Origin of the sequence: Subtercola sp. RTI3, from assembly GCF_035018625.1 — a bacterium.
Lineage (GTDB): Bacteria > Actinomycetota > Actinomycetes > Actinomycetales > Microbacteriaceae > Subtercola > Subtercola vilae.
On the sequence record NZ_JASJXO010000013.1, the window covers coordinates 45650 to 65579 of the forward strand.

The 19930-nt window shown below is 67.4% G+C and carries 18 protein-coding genes; 16 read left to right on the plus strand and 2 right to left on the minus strand.

Features of this window, described 5'->3' with window-relative positions; genetic code table 11:
* Positions 1-32: 32 nt before the first annotated feature.
* The 8 genes from kdpC (at position 33) to QN358_RS07310 (ending at position 9067) form a co-directional block, all read left to right on the plus strand.
* Positions 33-641 (plus strand): potassium-transporting ATPase subunit KdpC, encoded by a 609-nt coding sequence (kdpC, locus tag QN358_RS07275; RefSeq protein ID WP_136641899.1) that lies wholly within the window; start codon positions 33-35, stop codon positions 639-641.
* A 78-nt stretch (positions 642-719) separates the two neighbouring features.
* Positions 720-3227 carry an ATP-binding protein gene (locus QN358_RS07280; RefSeq protein ID WP_323511986.1) on the plus strand — a complete coding sequence of 836 codons (2508 nt, stop codon included), beginning with the start codon at positions 720-722 and terminating at the stop codon, positions 3225-3227.
* Entirely contained in the window at positions 3224-3907 is a 684-nt protein-coding gene (locus QN358_RS07285; RefSeq protein WP_136641901.1) for a response regulator, read from the plus strand. Before QN358_RS07280 ends, QN358_RS07285 begins: the two co-directional genes overlap by 4 nt.
* Positions 3908-4016: 109 nt before the next feature.
* Positions 4017-4532, plus strand: a complete 516-nt coding sequence (msrA, locus tag QN358_RS07290; protein WP_323511987.1) for a peptide-methionine (S)-S-oxide reductase MsrA — start codon at positions 4017-4019, stop codon at positions 4530-4532.
* Between the two features lie 96 nt (positions 4533-4628).
* Positions 4629-5252, plus strand: a complete 624-nt coding sequence (locus QN358_RS07295; protein WP_323511988.1) for a TIGR00730 family Rossman fold protein — start codon at positions 4629-4631, stop codon at positions 5250-5252.
* Positions 5253-5295: 43 nt separating this feature from the next.
* Positions 5296-6471 (plus strand): hypothetical protein, encoded by a 1176-nt coding sequence (locus tag QN358_RS07300; protein ID WP_323511989.1) that lies wholly within the window; start codon positions 5296-5298, stop codon positions 6469-6471.
* Positions 6472-6602: 131 nt separating this feature from the next.
* The gene (locus tag QN358_RS07305; RefSeq protein ID WP_136641905.1) at positions 6603-8615 is read left to right on the plus strand and encodes an ABC1 kinase family protein; all 2013 of its coding nucleotides are present in this window, start codon (positions 6603-6605) and stop codon (positions 8613-8615) included.
* Positions 8612-9067, plus strand: coding sequence for a hypothetical protein (locus tag QN358_RS07310; RefSeq protein WP_237280325.1), 456 nt, complete (start codon positions 8612-8614; stop codon positions 9065-9067). Before QN358_RS07305 ends, QN358_RS07310 begins: the two co-directional genes overlap by 4 nt.
* Here QN358_RS07310 and QN358_RS07315 read toward each other — a convergent pair.
* Entirely contained in the window at positions 9049-11529 is a 2481-nt protein-coding gene (locus QN358_RS07315) for an HAD-IC family P-type ATPase (protein ID WP_323511990.1), read from the minus strand. The genes QN358_RS07310 and QN358_RS07315 overlap by 19 nt on opposite strands.
* Before the next feature lie 184 nt (positions 11530-11713).
* Here QN358_RS07315 and QN358_RS07320 point away from each other — a divergent pair, with 184 nt between their 5' ends.
* From QN358_RS07320 to QN358_RS07330, 3 genes are all read left to right on the plus strand, one after another.
* Positions 11714-12043, plus strand: coding sequence for a hypothetical protein (locus tag QN358_RS07320; RefSeq protein ID WP_136641907.1), 330 nt, complete (start codon positions 11714-11716; stop codon positions 12041-12043).
* A gap of 41 nt (positions 12044-12084) precedes the next feature.
* Positions 12085-12648, plus strand: a complete 564-nt coding sequence (locus QN358_RS07325; RefSeq protein ID WP_323511991.1) for an SOS response-associated peptidase family protein — start codon at positions 12085-12087, stop codon at positions 12646-12648.
* 106 nt (positions 12649-12754) lie between these two features.
* Entirely contained in the window at positions 12755-13408 is a 654-nt protein-coding gene (locus QN358_RS07330) for a hypothetical protein (protein WP_323511992.1), read from the plus strand.
* An 8-nt stretch (positions 13409-13416) separates the two neighbouring features.
* Here the strand turns inward: QN358_RS07330 and QN358_RS07335 are convergent, their stop codons facing one another.
* Positions 13417-14589, minus strand: a complete 1173-nt coding sequence (locus QN358_RS07335) for an ROK family transcriptional regulator (RefSeq protein ID WP_323511993.1) — start codon at positions 14587-14589, stop codon at positions 13417-13419.
* A 213-nt stretch (positions 14590-14802) separates the two neighbouring features.
* Between QN358_RS07335 and QN358_RS07340 the strand changes: the two genes are divergently transcribed.
* The 5 genes from QN358_RS07340 to QN358_RS07360 all read left to right on the plus strand — a co-directional run bounded on the left by QN358_RS07340 (position 14803) and on the right by QN358_RS07360 (position 19930).
* A complete protein-coding gene (locus QN358_RS07340; protein WP_323512006.1) occupies positions 14803-15531 on the plus strand; it encodes an amino acid ABC transporter ATP-binding protein in 729 nt (242 codons plus the stop codon).
* Positions 15532-15621: 90 nt separating this feature from the next.
* Entirely contained in the window at positions 15622-16575 is a 954-nt protein-coding gene (locus QN358_RS07345) for a glutamate ABC transporter substrate-binding protein (protein WP_136641911.1), read from the plus strand.
* 77 nt (positions 16576-16652) lie between these two features.
* On the plus strand, positions 16653-17297 hold the full coding sequence (locus QN358_RS07350) for an amino acid ABC transporter permease (RefSeq protein WP_136641912.1): 645 nt from the start codon (positions 16653-16655) through the stop codon (positions 17295-17297).
* A complete protein-coding gene (locus tag QN358_RS07355) occupies positions 17294-18178 on the plus strand; it encodes an amino acid ABC transporter permease (protein ID WP_136641913.1) in 885 nt (294 codons plus the stop codon). Before QN358_RS07350 ends, QN358_RS07355 begins: the two co-directional genes overlap by 4 nt.
* A gap of 45 nt (positions 18179-18223) precedes the next feature.
* Complete coding sequence (locus QN358_RS07360) at positions 18224-19930, plus strand: copper homeostasis protein CutC (protein WP_323511994.1); 1707 nt, start codon at positions 18224-18226, stop codon at positions 19928-19930.

A 19930-nucleotide genomic window follows, 5' to 3' on the forward strand; every position in this document is an offset into this window, starting at 1 on the left:
CCAGAACAGAAGCCCGCAGAAAGGTCATTCACATGAGTACCTCACGAACGTTCGCCCGGCAGTACGGTGTCGCCGTACGAGCCATGATCGTCTTCACCCTCGTGCTCGGGGTTGCTTACACAGCCCTGATCACGGGTATCGGGCAGCTCGCGCTGCCCGCCCAGGCCAACGGATCGATTGTCCGCTCGGGCAACACCGCGGTGGGCTCGGCCCTGATCGGGCAGTCGTTCACCGACGCCGACGGCAACGCTCTGCCGGAGTGGTTCCAGTCTCGGCCGTCGGCCGCCGGCAACGGGTACGACGCAGCCGCCTCGAGCGGCAGTAACTACGGCCCGGAGAATTCCGACCTGCTCGCCGCGATCGCCGACCGCCAGAGCGCCATCGCCGCGTCAGACGGTGTTTCGGTCGCGCAGATTCCGGCCGACGCCGTCACAGCCTCGGCCTCGGGGCTCGATCCGCACATCAGCCCCGAGTACGCTCAGATTCAGGTGGCACGCATTGCTGCCGCTCGAAACCTGCCCGTAGACGAGGTGCAACAGTTGGTCAGCAACGCTACGACGTCACGCGATCTCGGGTTTCTGGGCGAGCCCACCGTCAACGTGCTGCGCCTGAACATCGCGCTGGCCGGCCTGGCCGGTTGAGCACGGTGCGGCGGGCGGACATGCGGGCAGTGAAGCCGAGCGATGGCTCAGCGGCGATGACACGATGGTGATCGCCCAGTGAAACGCGGGCACTTTCGCGTGCTGCTCGGTGCCGCGCCCGGGGTCGGTAAGACCTACAGCATGCTCGAAGAGGGCCGGCGCCTGAAGGGCGAGGGCGCCGACGTGGTTGTCGCGGTCGTCGAGACGCATGGCCGCGCGGGCACGTCGAGCATGCTGCTCGGTTTCGAGGTCGTTCCGCGCAGCGTCAGCGTTCACCGCGGTGTCGAGCTCAGCGAGATGAACCTCGAGGCCGTTCTGGCGCGTAAGCCGGGCGTCGCGCTCGTCGACGAGCTGGCCCACACGAACGCGCCAGGCTCGACCCACGAGAAGCGCTGGCACGACGTCGAGGCGTTGCTGGCCGCCGGCATCGACGTGATCTCGACCGTCAACATCCAGCACATCGACTCGCTCGCCGATGTCGTCGAGCAGATCACCGGCGCCAAGCAGCGCGAGACTGTGCCCGACAGCGTACTGCGCTCGGCCGACCAGATCGAGGTCGTCGACCTCGCCCCCCAGGCCCTTCGCGACCGGCTGGCGGGCGGCTTCGTGTACCCGGCCACCCGCATCGACGCTGCCTTGTCGAACTATTTCAGGCTCGGCAACCTCACGGCACTGCGCGAGCTCGCCTTGCTCTGGCTGGCCGACGAAGTCGACAGCGCACTCAAGTCGTATCGCGCCGAGCATCGCATCCAGAGCACCTGGGAGGCGCGCGAGCGTGTCGTGGTGGCGCTGACCGGCGGGCCTGAGGGCGAGACTCTGCTGCGCCGAGGCGCCCGCATCGCAGCCCGCTCGGCCGGTGGCCAGCTGCTGGCCGTGCACGTGTCGAGCAACGACGGCCTGCGGGGGGCCGACCCCGGTGCGCTGGCAGCCCAACGAGCGCTCGTCGATTCGCTCGGCGGCTCGTACCACCAGGTCATCAGCGACGATGTGCCGCGCGGGCTGGTCGAGTTCGCCCGGGCCGAGAACGCCACCCAGCTCGTGATCGGCGTGAGTCGCCGCAGCAGGGTGGGCGCGGCGCTCACGGGGCCGGGAATCGGTGCCACGGTCATCCGCGAATCTGGCGACATCGACGTGCACATCGTGACGCACGCGGCGGCCGGCGGTCGGTTCGCATTGCCTCGCCTCGGGGGCGCTCTCACCCTGCGGCGCCGGATGATCGGGCTCGCCGTCGCACTGGTGGGCGGCCCGCTCGTCACCTGGCTGCTCGTGGCTGTGCAGACCAAAGACTCGATCACCAGCGACGTTCTGACGTACCAGCTGCTCGTGGTCGTCGTCGCCCTGGTCGGAGGGTTCGGCCCGGCGCTGTTCGCCGCGCTGCTGTCGGGGCTCACACTCGACTTCTTCTTCGTCGACCCCATCTACACAGTGACCGTGACCGAGCCGGTGCATCTGCTCGCGCTCGGGCTCTACGTTCTGAACGCGACGCTGGTCAGCGTGGTTGTCGATATTGCCGCGCGTCGAACCAGAAGCGCCCGGCGGGCGGCGGCCGAGTCAGAGCTGCTCGCCACGGTGGCCGGCAGTGTGGTTCGCGGGCAGGATGCGCTGCAGGCGCTGGTCACGCGTACGAGGGAGGCGTTCGCTCTGAGTTCGGTGCGCCTGCTCGTGGACGGGCAGCCCACTCACGTCGACGGCGACACTGTGCCGGCCGACAGCGTCACCGTGGTGGCGGTGGGCACCCGCGCCCAGCTCGAGTTGCACGGCGCAGACCTGGCCGCGTCAGAACGGCGGCTGCTCAGCGTGATCGCCGCCCAGCTCGACGCTGCGCTCGAGTACAGCGACCTGGCCGAGACGGCAGGCGAAGTAGCGCCCCTCGCGCAGGCAGACCGCGTTCGAAGTGCCCTGCTGGCTGCCGTCGGCCACGACCTGCGCCGCCCCCTCACCGCGGCGACCGCTGCCGTCAGTGGGTTGCGCGCCACCGATGTGACCCTCACGCAGACCGACCGCGACGAGCTGCTGACCACCGCGCAGGAGAGCCTTGATTCACTCTCGCTGCTGGTCACCAACCTGCTCGATGTCACACGGCTGCAGGCCGGCGCGCTCGCGGTCTTCCTCAGCCCGGTCGACGTCGAAGACGTCATTCTGCCGGCCCTCGACGAGCTCGATCTCGGCCCGGCCGTCGTCGAGCTCGACCTGCCCGACGACACCTCTGCTGTCGAAGCCGACCACGGCCTGCTCGAGCGCGTGGTCGTGAACCTGCTTTCGAACGCCATTCGGTTCTCGCCCCCCGACCAGCGCGTGCTGATCTCGGCGAGCGAGTTCGGCGGCGCGGTGGAGATCAGGATCGCCGATCACGGCCCGGGGGTGCCGCCTGAACGACACAACGACATCTTCGTGCCGTTCCAGCGCCTCGGCGACACCGACAACCTCACCGGGCTCGGGCTCGGGCTCGCCCTGTCGAAGGGCTTTGTCGAAGGCATGGGCGGTACCCTCGAGGCCGAAGACACCCCTGGCGGCGGGCTCACCATGGTGATCTCTCTGCCCGCCCACCAGCGAACCGAAACTGCCGTGCCGGAGCCCGCCCCATGAAGATTCTCATCGCCGACGACGACCCGCAGGTTCTGCGTGCGCTCAACGTGACCCTCCGCGCCCGCGGCTACGACATCGTCACCGCGGGCGACGGGGTCGAAGCGCTCAACCGCGCCATCGAGCACCATCCCGACCTCGTGATGCTCGACCTCGGGATGCCGCGACTCGACGGCGTGGAGGTCATCCACGGCATCAGGGGCTGGAGCGACGTGCCGATCCTGGTCGTCTCGGGCCGTACCGGCGAGGCCGACAAGGTCGAGGCCCTCGACGCGGGGGCAGACGACTACGTCACCAAGCCGTTCTCGATCGATGAGCTGCTGGCGCGCATCCGGGCCCTCACTCGGCGTACGGCCGCGCCCGACGATCTGCCGGTGGTCACCTTTGCCGACGTGACGGTCGATCTCTCGGCCAAACGTGTCTACCGGGGCAGCGCTTCGGCGCCCGAGACCATCAGGCTCACCCCCACCGAGTGGGCCATTCTCGAGGTGCTGCTTCGAAACCCCGGGCGGCTACTCACGCGCGATGCGTTGCTCACGCACGTGTGGGGGCCGCACCACACCAACGATTCGGGCTACCTGCGGGTGTACGTGGGTCAACTGCGCAAGAAGCTCGAACCCGTGCCGTCGAACCCGCGCTACTTCATCACCGAGTCGGGAATGGGGTACCGCTTCAGCCCGTGACTGTTCGGTGAGCTTTCAGCAAGCGGGAACTTTTCGAAGCCAAGCACTGTTTGATAGACAGAAGGCCCGGTGATCGCCGCGGCCTGTTCACGATGAAGGAGGCCAGACCATGGCTACTGAAACCGCAATTCTCGCCGGCGGATGCTTCTGGGGCGCGCAGGAGCTCGTGCGCCGACGCCCGGGCGTCATCTCGACCCGGGTGGGCTACTCGGGTGGCGACACCCCGAACGCCACGTACCGCAAGCACGGCGACCACGCCGAGGCAGTCGAGATCGTCTTCGACCCGTCGATCATCTCGTACCGCGACCTGCTCGAGTTCTTCTTTCAGATTCACGACCCGTCGACGAAGAATCGCCAGGGAAACGATGTGGGGCGCGCCTATCGTTCGGCCATCTTCTATGCCGACGACGAGCAGAAGCGGGTGGCGCTCGACACGATCGACGATGTCGACGCATCGGGCCTCTGGCCCGGCCCCGTTGTCACCGAGGTCGAGCCCGTCGGCGACTTCTGGTTGGCCGAGGAGGAGCACCAGGACTACCTCGAGAAGTACCCCGCCGGGTACACCTGCCACTACGTGCGACCGGGCTGGAAGTTGCCGCACCGCGAAGGGCAGCTCGCAGAGTAGCGGCAGCTGGAAGTCGTTTCGCGGCAACCGCCCCGAAACACTTGTCGGCTACCGTCAGCTGCGAGTGTGAACCGAATCGCCCGAAAGGCCACCCCCATGTCACCAGTCGAACGCCCGTTCACCGTCGCTGTCTTCTGCGGCTCGAGTACCGGTAACGACCCCGTCTACCTCGAGGCGGCCCGGCAGGTGGGCAGAACGCTCGCCGAACGGGGCATGGGGCTGGTCTATGGCGGCGGGCACGTCGGGCTGATGGGGGCGGTTGCCGACGCCGCGCTCGCGGCGGGCGGCCACGTCACCGGGGTGATTCCGCGGGCCCTGCACGATCGCGAGGTCATGCACGACGACGTCACTGAGCTGATCGTCGTCGAGACGATGCACGAGCGCAAGACGCTCATGGCCGAGAAGTCGGATGCGTTTCTGGCGCTGCCGGGCGGGCCGGGCACACTCGAGGAGATCACGGAGCAGTGGACCTGGGCGCAGCTCGGAATCCACGAGAAGCCCTGCGGTTTTCTGAACGTGGCCGGCTACTACGACCCGTTCATCACGCTCGTCGAGGCGATGCGGGATCGCGGGTTCACCCACCCGCGCTACACGGCGATGCTGCAGTTCTCCGCCTCGATCGACGAATTGCTCGCCGACTTTCTGAGCTACGTGCCGCCGGTGCGCGTGGCGGCGTCACCCGGTCTCGAGATGAGTACGCACCTCAGCGTGCAGCCCTGAGGCGCGGCGCTGCGGCCGAATACGGGTGCGCTAACATCGGGGCATGACCGACGAGGCCGAAGGCGGCGTGACGGAGCCGGTGCCGGCACCTCGGCCGCGCTGGCGACGCAGGCTCATCGTGACGGCCTCGGTCATTGTGGCGGCTGGAGCCCTCGCGGGCGGGTTCTGGGGCTGGAGTGCGGCCAGCGAGAGCCGCTTCGATGAGGCGTCGGCGTCGCTCGCCACGCAGCAGGCGGCCGAGACGAGCGCCGTGCACGCCTACGACGCGCGGTTGCGCGATGTGAGTCTGGTCTCGCAGCGCATCCGGTCGGTCGTCGACAGCCCCGCTTTCGTCGGTCAGGGCGCCACCGAAGCGGCAACGCTCAGCCAGGCGTTGGGCGTTCTCGAACCGCTGGCCGCGGCGCAGCCCGTTGAGGTGCCGGCCGCCGTTCACATCGACCAGAGCGCGTACCGCCCGCCGTGGCAGCTCGTGACCGAAGCCGAGCAGTTCGAGGGCCGCACGCGGGCTTCGCAGCAGACCGAGGGCAGCCTGCGCACGCTGGCGAGCGATGCGGCCGCCGCGGAGACCAGCGTCTACGCCGCTGAGACCGCGTACTTCGGCAACGCGGCGACGGCAGCCGAGCAGACCATCTCGAGCAACGCGCTGTCGAACCGCTCGGTGCAAGTGCCATTGCTTCGCCTCATCGAGCAGGCCCGAAACTCCACTCTCAGCGAGAGCCGCAACGGCGCCTTCGTCGATTCGCTCGCGAACGCCGAAGCGCAGGTCGTCGCGTCTCAAGCCACGCAGCAGTCCGAGCTCGACGACCCGGCCTGGGCCGTGCGCCGCGAGGTCGAGGCCTACGCTCGCTCGCTCAGCAACGGCGTCGCTCTCGAATTCGTCTGGGCACCCGAAGTCTCGGGGCTCGGCGACAACTGGCTGTCGGGAACGGCGGAGTCGTACGACAGCGACGGCGGGTGGTCGATCATCAGCCTCAACTACACCGTCGAACGGGAGTGGGAGAACGGCCGAAACGCCCGCGCCCTCGTGGCCCACGAGGTGGGGCACACGCAGGTCTACCGCTGCTGGCCGCTGTTCTCGGGTGACGCCTTTCACCAGAACTCTGAGATCTGGGCGACAGCGTGGTCGATCAGCCAAGGGTTCGATGTGCCGGGCTCCGGCATCGAAGCGTACGGCCGCCCCACCGACGAGCAGATCTCTGTGGCGGGCCAGTGCCGCTGAGGTGCTGAGGTGCTGGCCGCCCAGGCGCGGGCTGCGTTGACGTACACGATGCCGGGGTTCGAGCCTCCGCAATAAGATGATCGTCAGGGCAACAGGCCCTTCATCCGGTGGGGCCAGGGGGGAGAACGCGCATGCTCGCAAACGTCGTGCTCGTGATCGTCGGCGTCGTCTCTGCCGTGCTCGTCGGCCTGGTCAGTCGCCGCGTTCTCGGCGGCCCGGTGGGTTGGCCGCGCAGCATCATCGTCGGCCTGCTCGTGTTCGTCTGCGGTTCGCCATTCGCACTGTGGGTGGGTGAGCAGACCGGTACAGTCTCGAACACCGACCACACGTTCGAGAGTTCGTCGCTGATCGGCATCGTCGTCATCGTCGTCAGCGTGGCCTGGATCTTCGCCCTCGGGGTGGCCGTTCTGGCCGGCCTTGAGGTTCTGCTCCCCACCCGACCTCTGGTGAACCCCATCGACGTGGTTCGCGGTGCGCTTGCCCAGCGCCGTCGCACCCAGCGTTACCTGCAGATACTCGAGATCGCCTCGCGCCACGGCGCCGGTTTCGTGTTCTCGGGGCGGTCGCGACGAAGCTCTGAACTGTCGACAGCCCAGCAGCGGGCAAACGCTGTGATCGCCACGATCAATGCCTCTGGCGTGACCTTCGTCAAGATCGGCCAGGTGCTCTCGACCCGGCGCGACCTCGTGCCCGAGCCTTACCTGAGCGCGCTCGCATCGTTGCAGTCGAGCGCAACCACGCTGCCCTGGCCCGCGATCCGCGCGGCGGTCGAGGCAGAACTGGGCCGGCCGATCGCTGAGTTGTTCCTGCACGTCGACGAAGAGCCGCTCGCCGCCGCCTCGGTGGCACAGGTTCACACGGCGACCCTGCTCGACGGCACGAGCGTCGTGATCAAGGTGCAGCGGCCCACCGCCCGCCACCAGGTGGAGGCCGACGTCGACATCATTCTGCGACTCGCCCGCCGGGCCGAGGAGCAGACCAGTCAGGGCCGGGAGCTGCGCGCCGAGTCGGTGGCCCGCGGGTTCACAACCACTCTGCTCGACGAACTCGACTACACGATCGAGTACAACAACACCGAGATGATCCGCTCGACTCTGATGCGCATAGCCGAGCACCACGGCACGCCAGGCGTCACCATCACCGTTCCGACGGTGTACCCCGAGGCGAGCAGCGGGCGCATGATCACGATGGACCTGGTCGATGGCGTGCCGCTCAGCCGGGCATCCGATCGCCTCGCTCTGATGACGCCCGAGCTTCGTCACACGCTCGCGGTGGGGCTGATGAACACCGTGCTCGAACAGATTCTGGTCTACGGGGTCTTTCACGCCGACTTGCACCCCGGCAACGTGATTCTGCGCGAGAACGACACGCTCGGGCTCATCGACTTCGGCGCGATCGGCATCATCGAGCGCAGCCAGCGCGAGCGCCTCGCCACGCTGCTGCTCGCCGCGTCGAACGAAGACGACATCGCGGCGACCGACGCCCTGCTGCTGATCGTCGATGTGCCACCGGATGCCGACATCGACTCGTTTCGCCACGACATCGGCATCGTGCTGACCATCGTGCGACACCGAGCGGGCGGCGGCGGGTCGATCTTCACCCTGATGCTCGACGTGATACGCCAGCACCACATCGCGCTGCCCGCCACGCTGGCCTCGGCGTTTCGGAGCTTCGCCACCCTCGAGGGCTGCCTGCGTGTGCTGGTGCCCGACTTCGACATGATGGGCAGCGCGCTCGACCGCGTGCCAACGCTTCTTCTGCGCATGCTGAGCGTGAAACGCATTGCCGCCACGGCGCAGGCGCAGGCGTCGAACACCGCAGCCTACGCGCGCACCCTGCCTCGCCGCCTCAACTCACTGGTGTCGCAGCTCGAGAGTGGCACGTTGGGCGTGAAGGTGAGGCACTTCTCGGCTCCGGATGACCGGCTCTTCGTCAACGCGATCGTCGGCGAGATCGTGGGCACCTTCGTCTCGGTCGCCGCCATTGTCGTGTCGATCGTGCTGGTCGTGGTGGGTTCTGGCCCGTTGCTGGCCCCGAACCTGCACCTGTTCGACCTGCTCGGCGCGGTCATCGGGCTGTTCGGATTCCTCGGTGTCATGCGGGTTGTGCGCAACGCCCTCGTTCGGCGGGTGGGCGGCAGATGACAAGGCAGCTGCCCGGCCCCGCGACGGGCCGCCCGACCGGGGCCACGGGCCCGCCGCGCCGGCCCGGCATCGTGACTCTGGTCGTGGTGCTGATCTACGTGGCAGGGTTCGTCGACATCGGCCTGGGGCTGGCGGCGATCTTCGCCCGGTACCTGCCAGAGGTCGTGGCGGCCGGCACCACCACCCGGCTCATCGTCACGCTCGTCGGGGCCGCCACCGTGCTGTTCGGCCTCCTGAGTATTGCGCTTGCGTCGGGAGTCTCCCGCGGCAGCAGGTTTGCCCGCTGGGGTGTCAGCGGTCTGCTGCTGGCGGGGCTGCTGCTCACCGTGGTGTTCGCGATCGCCGAGCCCGGCGACGGGTTCTCCGGCGTTGTCACGCAGGCCGTTGCGTGTGCGGTGGTGATCGCGCCGCTCTGGCTCGGGCGGGGTGGCCGCTACTTCGTCGACGCCTGAACCGCGTCGAGGCTCTGCAGGGCACGCAGTTCGTCGCGGGCCGTCAGCCTCCGGTGCACGAAGCGCACCACCTCGATGAGCCCGATGCTGGTCGCCGAGATGACAAGCACGAGCGCCGCCGTCGGCAGCGTGGGGTCGACCAGTTGTAAGAAGTCGCTGACGAGCGGAATCGCGTAGACCAACACCAGCCCGATCATCATGGCGCCGATGACGGCCGCCTTGATCGGGCCGACGGGCCGTGAGAGCACCACCAGAATCCAGAGTCCGACGATGGTGAGAATGAGGGTCGATCCCGTGCGAATCTCGGCTTCGGGAATCGCCAGGTTCGCCGCGACCCGCGCGAACACGGCGAGCCCCACCGTCACCACGGCCCCGGCCGGAATGGCGAACGTCAGCGAGCGACGCAGAAAGCCGGGCACGTAGCGTTTCTTGTTCGGCAGCAGCGCGAAGAAGAACGCCGGAATGCCGATGGTCAGCCCGTCGGTGATCGAAAGTTGCCGCGGCAGAAACGGGAAGGGCAGCAGCAGTACGCCGAACACCAGCGCCAGAAACGCCGCATAGGCGGTCTTGGTGAGAAAGAGCATCGACACCCGCTCGATGTTCGCGATGACCTGCCGGCCTTCGGCGACCACGTGCGGCAGGTGCGAGAACTTGCTGTCGAGCAGAATCAGGCGAGCCACCGCCTTGGTCGCCGCCGCGCCCGAATTCATGGCGATGCCGATGTCGGCCTCTTTGATGGCGAGTGCGTCGTTCACGCCGTCGCCGGTCATGGCCACGGTGTGTCCGGCCGATTTCAGTGCAATGACGATACGCTTCTTCTGCTCGGGGGTGACCCGGCCGAAGACGATGTTCTGTTGCAGCACCCTGATCAGGGCATCCTGGTCGTCGGGCAGTTCGCGGGCGTCGAAACCGTGCGGCACATCGAGGCCCACATCGCGGGCGATCGCCGCCACGGTCTGCGGGTTGTCGCCCGAGATGACCCGCACGGCAACGCCCTGCTCCGCGAAGAAGTCGAGCGTCTCACGCGCGTCGGGCCGGATGTTCTCGCGGAACGTGAGCAGTGCAACAGGCACTGCGTCGCCGGGTACGGTCTCGTTGTCGGTGGGTGTGCCGTGCGCGAGCACGAGGGTGCGCCGGCCGGTGGCGGCGAGCTCGGCTGCCCGGTGGGTGAGGGCTGAGTGATCAGGGAGGGCCGGGTGGTCAGCGGGAAAGACCATCTCGGGGCCGCCCAGTATCCACATGCTCTCATCGAAGATGACGGCGCTCCACTTGCGTGCCGACGAGAACGGCACCGTGCCCGTGGGGGTCGCGTCAGGCGCCACCGTGAACTCCGTTGCCAGGCTGCGAGCCGTGGCATTTGCGTCGTTCTGAACCCCGTACCAGCCCAGCACCTCGCGCCAGCCGGCTCGTTCGCCGAGCGGGTGAGCCCCGTCGAAGACGATGTCGCCCTGTGTGAGGGTGCCGGTCTTGTCGAGGCAGATGATGTCGACGCGGGCCAGGCCCTCGACGGCGGGCAGCTCCTGCACCAACACCTGCTGGCGCGACAGCTTCACGGCCCCCACCGCGAACGTGATGCTCGTGATCAGAACAAGGCCCAGCGGCACGGCTGCCACGACCGACGCGATCGTCGCGACCACCGCGTCTTTCCATCGGCCGCTGGAGATGGCTTCGCCCCACCCACCCTGCGCGATCATCTGCGAGTTCAGCACGATCACGGCGAGCGGGCCGATCACCCAGGAGATCCACTTCAGAACGCGGTTGATCGACGACCGAAGCTCAGAGGTGACGAGGGAGAACTTCTTCGCCTCGTTCGCGATCGTGTTCGCATACGAGTCGGCTCCCACCCGGATGACGGTGGCGCGGCCCTCGCCGCCCACCACGATAGAACCTGAGAGCACTTCGGCTCCGGCCACTTTCTCTACGGCGTCACTCTCGCCGGTCAGCATCGATTCGTCGAGCTGCAGCCCGCGGGCATCGAGCACACGGCCGTCGGCAGAGACCTGGTCGCCGGCGCGCAGCACGAGCAGATCATCCATCACCACCTCACCGATGGCTATCTCGACCTCGACACCGTCACGCAGCACCCGGGCGCTCGGAGCGTTCAGCACGGCCAGACGGTCGAGCGCCCGCTTCGCCCGGTACTCCTGCACCGTGCCGATCACGGCATTGACCACCGCGCTGAAGCCGAACAGCGCGTCTTGCCAGCGACCCACCACGATGAGCACCAGAAAACATGCCGCAACAATGGCGTTGAACAGGGTGAGCACGTTGGCGCGCAGGATGCTCCACACACTGCGGCTCGACCCCTGCACATACGCGTTGGTGCGATTCTCGGCGACGCGCGTGGCCACCTCGCTCGAGGTCAACCCGCCTGAGGTCAACCCGCCCGAGGTCAACCCGCCTGAGGTCGACCGGCCTGAGGTCGACCCACTCGCGGTCGTGTGAACGGGGGTCGGCGTCATGGCTCCATTCTGGGCTGAGGGGGCGGGGCCGCGCTACTGAATCGCCTGCTGGTGTCGATTCACGAGCCGCCCTTCGCAAACTCACCCCGCGTACCGCGTCACGTTTTGCTGCGTTGATGGTCTTAACAGGTGGAGGCCCGTGTGTGGGCCGCGTACGACCCCCGAAAAGACTAGGAAATGCGTGATGAAGAAGTTCCAGACAGCCGAGCCCGTCGACGAGACGGCCGAGGGCACTGTTCGCCAAGGCCTCACTCGCCGCCAGATCGCCGCAATCAGTGGCGCGGCCTATGCCGCTCCGGTGGGCACATACCCGGCCAAGACCATCACGTTCAGCCTCGGTCTCGCCATCGCCGCGGGCAGCTCGCAGACCTTCGCGCTCTCGGTTCTGCTCGGTGCCGGTACCGTCGACGACGGCACTGTACTCAGCTGGGACACGAGCGTGAAGATTCTCGGCAGCTACCAAGTGGGCTCAGAGAAGACCTCTGATCTCTCGTGGGTCGGCACGAGCGCGTAACGACGACAACCACCACACGACGACAGCCACGCCACGCCATCATGCTCACTTCGTTCGCCATGACCCCCTCTGCCGAGACGGTGGCCGCTCTCTTCGGCGCCGCACGCTCCCGCGGCATGGGGTGGCGGCCCTCTTCGTGGTTCCAGCCGAAACGCAAGATACTGATCGTGCGCTCGTTCGGTGACGACGGTGCCCGCGAGGTCATCACTGCGTCATGGGGCTTTGTGCCCGCGTGGCACGACGGCGAACTCGAACCGCTGTCGCAGGTGGGCATTCGTCGGGTCGAGACGAACGGCCTGTTTCGGGATGCCCTGCGGCACGGGCGCTGTCTCATTCCGATGAGCGCGCCTGCCGTGCCCGGGGCTCTGCCTGACGCCCTCGGCTCGGCTCCCGTCGTGGCCGCGGCCGCGCTGGCGAGCATTCGTCTCGTCGACGGGCATGAGCGGGTGAGCGTCGCACTGCTCACCGCTGAGGCCGCCGCCGGAACGGGGGAGCGGCACGGGCTGCCGGCGCTGCTCGATACGGCCGGCCGTGCGGCCTGGCTCGACCCGCACGCGAGCACCGCGGGCGCGCTGGCCGGCCTGCGCGCCGCGGTGTCACACTGAGGGGGCGCGGAGTCCGCCGCCACACTCGCCGTCGCTGACGCTCTCCGCTGAGGGTCGCTCCCGCCTGAGCAGTGAGCCCCGTGTGGGGGGCCTCTAGACTGTGTGCATGAGGTGCCGAACCAGGCGACGCAGCCGAGGGCGTGTTGCCGTCGGCGCCGCCATCCTCGCGGTGGTTACAGCCGCGACGCTCTCTGGATGCGCGGGAACCTGGTTCAAACCGGCCGCACCCGCGCTGCACATCTCGGTCGATGACTGCCCGGTTCTGCCCGGCGCCGTGCGAGATGTGAGCAATGGCAAACCGCTGACGCGGTTGTTACTGCGCGAAGATGCACGGCCCACCGCTGCGCTGTTGTGCGCCTACGAGGCGACGACGAATGGTGTCGATACGGCCGATACAGCCGATACGGGCGGTGCAGTCGATGCGGCCGGTTCGACCGAGGGGCCTGCGGGCGTCGTGACCCTGATGCAGGGTGTACACGTGCAGGAGACCGATGCGGTGGCGCTCGCCACGAGCATCCTGACGCTGTCGCTCGCGCCGCAGTTCGGTGTTGCGGGGTGCCCGATGGATGCGGGCGGAACGTTTGCCCTGATCGTCTTTCGCTACCCCGACGGCGCCGACACCGACCTGTATTACCACGACACGGGATGCGAGACGCTCGACAACGGGAGTATCGGCGCCGGTCAGGTGGACAGCACCAGCTTCAACGACTTTCAGGTGAAATTCAGCGACCTGATCGGGCCCGTACCCGGCGCGTTCTGAAGCGGGGCTCAGATGCCCTGCAGCGAGAACATGCGGTCAAGAAAGACGGTGCCCGCACCCAGCAGGCCGCAGTCGTCGGGGCGGGTTGCCGTGGCGATGGTGAGCCTGTCGGTGGCCAGGGGCAGGCACTCGGCGTAGAGCATCGCACGCACGCCGGTGACGAAGACCTCCGACTGGCTGAGCACGCCGCCGAGCACCAGACGGTCTGGGTTGAAGAAGTTGACGATGGTAGCGAGCACGCCGCCCGTCATACTGCCGGCCTCCCGTAGAAGGCGGGTGGCCACCGGGTCGGCGTCGCGAGCAAGGGCGATCATGTCTTCGACGGTCGCCACCTCGCGCCCTGCCGCCTGCAGTTCGCGAACCAGCGCGTTGCCGCTGGCCAGGGCGTCGAGACAGCCCGTGCGACCGCACGAGCAGGCAACGGGCGGCGCGCCGGGCACCGAGACGTGACTGATGTCGCCAGCCGCCCCGCGACTGCCGGTGAACAGCTCACCGCGGGCGATGATGCCGCAACCGATTCCCGAGCCTGCTTTGACAAAAACCTGGTCGGGTTCACTGCGATCGCTCGCGGCATACTCGCCGAGGGCCATCAGATTCGCGTCGTTGTTGACCAGAACCGGTACCCCCGCGAGCGCTCCCAGAATCTGGGCCACGTCGATGCCGTTCCAGCCGGGCATGCGCGACGGAGCGATCACTCGGCCCGTCTCGGCCGAGACCGGCCCCGGCACACCCACCGACAGCCCTCTCAATAAGAGCTGCGAGTAGGCGGTGCTCTCGGCCAGCATTGTCTCGAATTCGGCCCAGACGCGCTGCAGCACGGGGTGCGGCCCGGCGGCGACGTCGAGTTCGATGTCGATGCGCGCCACGAGTTGCCCCGAGAGGTCGACGAGCCCGATGGAGGTTCGGTCGATTCCGAGGTCGATGCACCCCACGATGCCGCCGTCGTGGCGAAGCGCCAACCGGCGGGGTCGGCGGCCGCCTCGGGAGACGCCGTCACCCACCTCTACAACGTGGCCGAGACCGATCAGTTCGTCGACCCGGGCCGTTACCGTCGACGGTGACAGGCCCGTGATCTTCGCCAAGTCGGCCTTCGAGTCGGCAAGGCCCGCACGAAGCGGGCCGAGGATCGCCAGGTTCTGGGCCGAGAACCGGGTGAACGAGGGGGGCACTCTAGAAGCCATTCGATCCATCCATTTGCCCGAGCTTACTCCATAATCAAACAAAGCAACTCGAAATATGCGTGCAACAATAGATTGTTAGTTTGATTTACCAGCAACATGCTCATGGATGACCGTGGGTGGGTAGATCACGATGACAGTGGCGATGCGGCCAGGCCGCATCATGATTCGAAGGCGGCACCTGTGGCTCACGCACCGACCAGTACGGCACCGGCGATGGTTCAGATGACCGCCGTGCAGAAGCACTTCGGCGATCACCACGTTCTGAAACACATCGACCTCACCATCGCACCGCGCGAGGTCGTCGTGGTTGTCGGGCCCTCTGGCTCTGGCAAGTCGACACTCTGCCGATGCATCAACAGGCTCGAGACCATCACCTCCGGCAGCATCTCGGTCGACGGTGTCGAGCTGCCCTCCGAGGGCAAGGCCCTCGCCCGGCTGCGCGCCGAGGTGGGAATGGTGTTCCAATCGTTCAACCTCTTCGCGCATCGCACCATTCTCGACAACGTGACGCTGGCGCCCATCAAGGTTCTGGGCCAGCCCCGCAAAGAGGCCCAGGCCGAGGGTCTTCAGCTGCTCGAGCGGGTGGGTATCGCCGACAAGGCCGACCAGTTTCCGGCCCAACTCTCGGGCGGCCAGCAGCAGCGCGCCGCCATTGCCCGCGCGCTCGCCATGAAGCCGAAGGTGATGCTCTTCGATGAGCCCACGAGCGCCCTCGACCCCGAGATGGTGAGCGAAGTGCTCGACGTCATGACGTCGCTGGCGAGTGAGGGGATGACCATGGTGGTGGTCACCCACGAAATGGGTTTCGCCCGCCGCGCAGCCGACCGGGTCATCTTCATGGATGACGGTCGCATCGTCGAGCAGAACACCCCCGCCGACTTCTTCGACCGGGCGTCGAGCCCCCGCGCCCAGGCCTTCCTGTCAAAAATCCTGCCGCACTGACTCCTGAACCCAGGCCCCTGACCCCAGGCCCCACAACAGCTTCACCCTGCACCGAAAAACGAAACGCGAAACGAAAGAAAGGTTCCACCCGTGCCCAGCACACGAAAAACCCTCACGCGAGGCATCCCCCTGCTCGCCATCACCGTCACCGCCGCCCTGGCCTTCAGCGCGTGCTCGTCAGACAGCTCAGCTGTGCCCACCTCCAACCCGACGTCGAGCGCTTCGAACGCACTGTCGTCGGTGTACTCGAACGCGGCCGTGGCCTCGGCTGCAGACCTGATTCCCGATTCGACAATGGCGAAGATCAAGGCGCGCGGCAAACTGATCGTCGCCGAAGCGCTCGATGCACCGCTGCTCTCGCAGCAAGACCCCTCGAACCCCGACAATGTCGAGGGTTTTGATGCCGACCTCGCCAAGCTGCTGGCCATCTACATTCTGGGCACACCGAGCGTCGAGATCATTCCGCCCGCCTCTGAGACGCGCGAGGCGCTGCTGCAGAACGGTACCGTCGACGTGGTCTTCAACACCTACACGATCACCACCGAGCGTGACGCGCAGGTCGACTTCGCGGGCCCGTACCTGCAGTCGGGGCTGGCCGTCGCGGTGAAGAGCGACAACACGAGCATCCAGAGCGTCAGTGATCTCGGTGGCAAGACGGTCATCGTCGGTGCGAACACGCCCGCCGTGACCGCTGTTCCCGAGCAGCAGCCGACCGCCAAGGTCGTCAGCTTCGCCACCGACCCCGAGGCCGTGCTGGCTCTCACCCAGGGCCGTGGTGACGCCTACGTTCAAGACTTCACGCTGCTCGCCAGCGATGCCGCCTCGAACAAGGCCATCAAGGTCGTGGGCCAGCCGTTCACGACCGAGTCGTACGGCATCGGTCTGAAGAACAACGACACGCAGTTCAAGTCGTTCATCAACGCGTGGTTGACCAAAATCGAAGCCAGCGGTGACTGGGCGAAGGTGTGGAACGCCACGCTCGGCTCAGCCGTGACGTCGTCGACGCCCACCCCGCCCGCCATCGGGTCGGTTCCCGGTTCCTGATCAGCACCACCTGATTCCGAAGGCCAGGCGACAGCCCGGGCCTGACCCACGATGAGATCGACCAGCAGAGGAACGCGATGAACATCTTCGCAGACAGCGCCGGCCCGCTGCTGTCGGCGCTCGGCACCACCATCATGATGGCGGTGATCGCCGGTGTCGCAGCGATCGTGCTCGGAACGATCGTGACGGCCGCGCGCATCAGCCCCATTCCGGTGCTGCGCGGTATCGCGTTCGTCTACGTGCAGTTCTTCGTGAACGTTCCCCTGCTGGTTCTTCTCATCCTCGCCGTGTTCGCTCTGCCCGATGCCGGGCTGCTGCTGCCGCTCACGCCGACGGCCATCATCGTTCTGGCCCTCTACGAAGCGGCCTATGTCGCCGAGGCGATCCGCAGTGGCGTGAACACCGTGGGCACGGGCCAGATCGAGGCGAGCCGGGCGCTCGGGTTCACCCTCGTGCAGACGCTGCGGCTCGTGGTGGTGCCGCAGGCGCTCCGCGCGGCGGTGCAGCCGATCGGCAATGTGATGATCGCCCTCACGATGAATACGGCCCTCGCCGCGGCCATTGGTGTGGTCGAGCTCACCTCAGAGGCGAACAAACTCAACCTCGTTCAGGCTCAGCCCATTCTCATCTTCAGCGTCGCGGGCCTCGTCTACATGGCGCTCGCGCTGATCATCGGGCTGAGCGCCGGCAGAATCGAAAAGAGAGTGGCGATCAAACGATGAGTGCATCTTCTTCGCACCAGCCTGCGGTCTCGCTGTACGACGAACCCGGGCCTCGCGCACAACGGGCGATCCGGCTGTGGTCGGTTGTCGCCGTCATTGTGGTCATCGCCCTGATCGTGGCCGCTGCGGTGCAGTTCGGTTCGCACGGCCAACTCGACGCCGAGCGCTGGACGCCGTTTCTGAGCGCCGGAATCTGGCAGTACCTCTTCGTGGGGCTGTGGGGCACCATTCAGGCCGCCGCCCTCGTGGCGGTGCTGGGCGGGGCCTTCGGGCTGGTGCTGGCACTCGGCCGGCTGAGTCGCAACCCGGTCATCCACTGGGTCAGCACCGCCTACATCGAGATCGCCCGCACGATTCCCGTGCTGCTGCTGATCTATCTGATGCTGTTCGGGCTGCCGCAGCTGGGTCTGAACTTCCCGCTGCTGTGGAAGCTGGTGATCCCGCTCACGGTGGCGAATGCGGCGGCGTTCGCCGAGATCATTCGAGCGGGCATCCTCGGGCTTCCCGCCGGCCAGTCAGAGGCGGCGGCCAGCCTCGGCCTCTCTCGCGGGCAAGCCATGCGACTCGTCGTTCTGCCGCAGGCCCTGCGGTTCGTGACGCCCTCGCTCGTCACCCAGCTCGTGAGCCTCGTCAAAGACACCTCGCTCGGCTATATCGTGGCGTTCACCGAACTGCTCTACCGCGGGCAGGTGCTCGCGGCATACAACCACTTTCTGATTCCCACCTTCGTTGTCGTGACGGTCATCTACCTGGTTTTCAACGGCGCGCTGTCGACCCTGGCGTCGCAACTGCGTCGCCGACCGGGCAAGCGCAGCCTCGCAGAACCGAGTACAAGTGCGCCTGTGGTCGGCGTGCCCGTCACCGACTCGTCTATCCGCTAGGAGCACCACATCACTACCCCCACCGATGCACCGCGACCGACCGTCGTGGAAATCTGCATCGACGACCTCGCCGGTGCCCTCGTGGCTGAACGCGCCGGCGCCCAGCGCGTGGAGCTCTGCGCCGACCTCGTCGAGGGCGGCACCACGCCCAGCCTCGGGTCGCTGCGAGCAGTGGCTCGCGAAACATCGACCATCGGTATTCAGGTCATGGTGCGCCCGCGGGGCGGCGACTTCGTGTATTCGGCGGCCGAGCTGGCCGTGATGTGCCTCGATCTCGAGCAGATCAGGGCGGTCTCCGAAACTATTCCGGGCCGTATCGGTGTCGTGCTCGGCGCGCTGACGACCGGTCACCGGGTCGATGTCGCCGCGATGCGGCAGCTGATCGCGGCGGCCGGCGAGCTGCCCGTCACCTTTCACAAGGCGTTCGACGAGACGGGCGACCTGGCGGCGAGCTACGACGTGTTGGCGGGGCTGGGGGTGACGGCCATCCTGAGCTCAGGGGGCGCGCCGACCGCCGAGAAGGGTGCTGCCGCCCTCAAACTGCTGATCGAACGTTCGGCATCAGGCCCCCGGATGCTCGTGGGTGGCGGCGTTCGACCGCACAACGTTCGGGCGCTCGTCGCTGCCACCGGTGCAGGCGAGGTGCACCTGCGGGCCCAAGTGCCCTCTGCCCGCGGCGACGGAACGCTCGAGACCGACCGCGCCCTCGTCGAGCAACTGATCGCGGCAGTGGGCCCTGCCGCAGCGCCCGACATCGAGGCGGTGCTCGCGCTCGACATCGGCGGCACCAACCTCAAGGGCGCCGTGGTCGACTCGCTCGGCCGCGTCGTGTTGGCAGAGACGCTGGACGCGGGTGCGTCGGGCGACGAGTCGCTCGAGCGCGTGCGTACGCTGCTGCTGAGGCTCAAGCAGCACGCTTCTGAGGCGGGCTGGAACGTCATCGGCGCCGGCGTCGTGACGCCCGGCATCATCGACCCGGCCACCGGCACCGTGCGGTACGCCTCGACGCTGGAGTGGACCAATGTAGCGCTCGGCCCTGTGCTCAGCGCCGACCTCGGTATTCCCGTGGCCATCGGCCACGACGTGCGCTCGGCAGGGCTTGCCGAGGCGCTCTTCGGTGCCTCAGCCGGGGTCTCGAACTCGGTGCTCGTCGCCATCGGTACCGGGGTTGCTGCTGCCATTCTCAGTACCGACCTTCCCGTGGTGGGGCACCTGACCTCTGCCGGTGAACTCGGTCACATTCCGGCGCTGCCGCACGGCGAAGACTGCACGTGCGGGCAGCGCGGCTGCCTCGAGGTCTACATGTCGGGTGCGGGGCTCGCGCGGCGGTACCAAGCGCTCGGCGGGCTCGACAGCCTCACGGCGGCTGAGATCGTCGAGCGGCAGGGCACCGATGCGGTTGCCCGACGGGTGTGGGGCGACGGTGTCGAGGCGCTCGCACTGGGTCTGAAGACGGTGACCCTTCTTCTCGACCCTGCCGTCATCGTGCTCACCGGCGGAGTGTCGCGCGCCGGCGCCGCTCTGCTCGACCCCGTTCGCGAGCAGCTCGCCGCCGCGCTGGCCTGGCGCTCGGCACCGCCCGTCGAGACCTCGGTTCTCGGCACCTCTGGTAGTCGTATCGGCGCCTCAGTACTGGCCTTCCGCGCCGCTGGGCGACCTGACACGCCCGCCGAGTGGATGCTCGACAACCTGCTCGGCCACCCCACAGAGTCGCTCGTTCCCGCCCTGCCCGCTGCCTCTCGAAAGAACTGA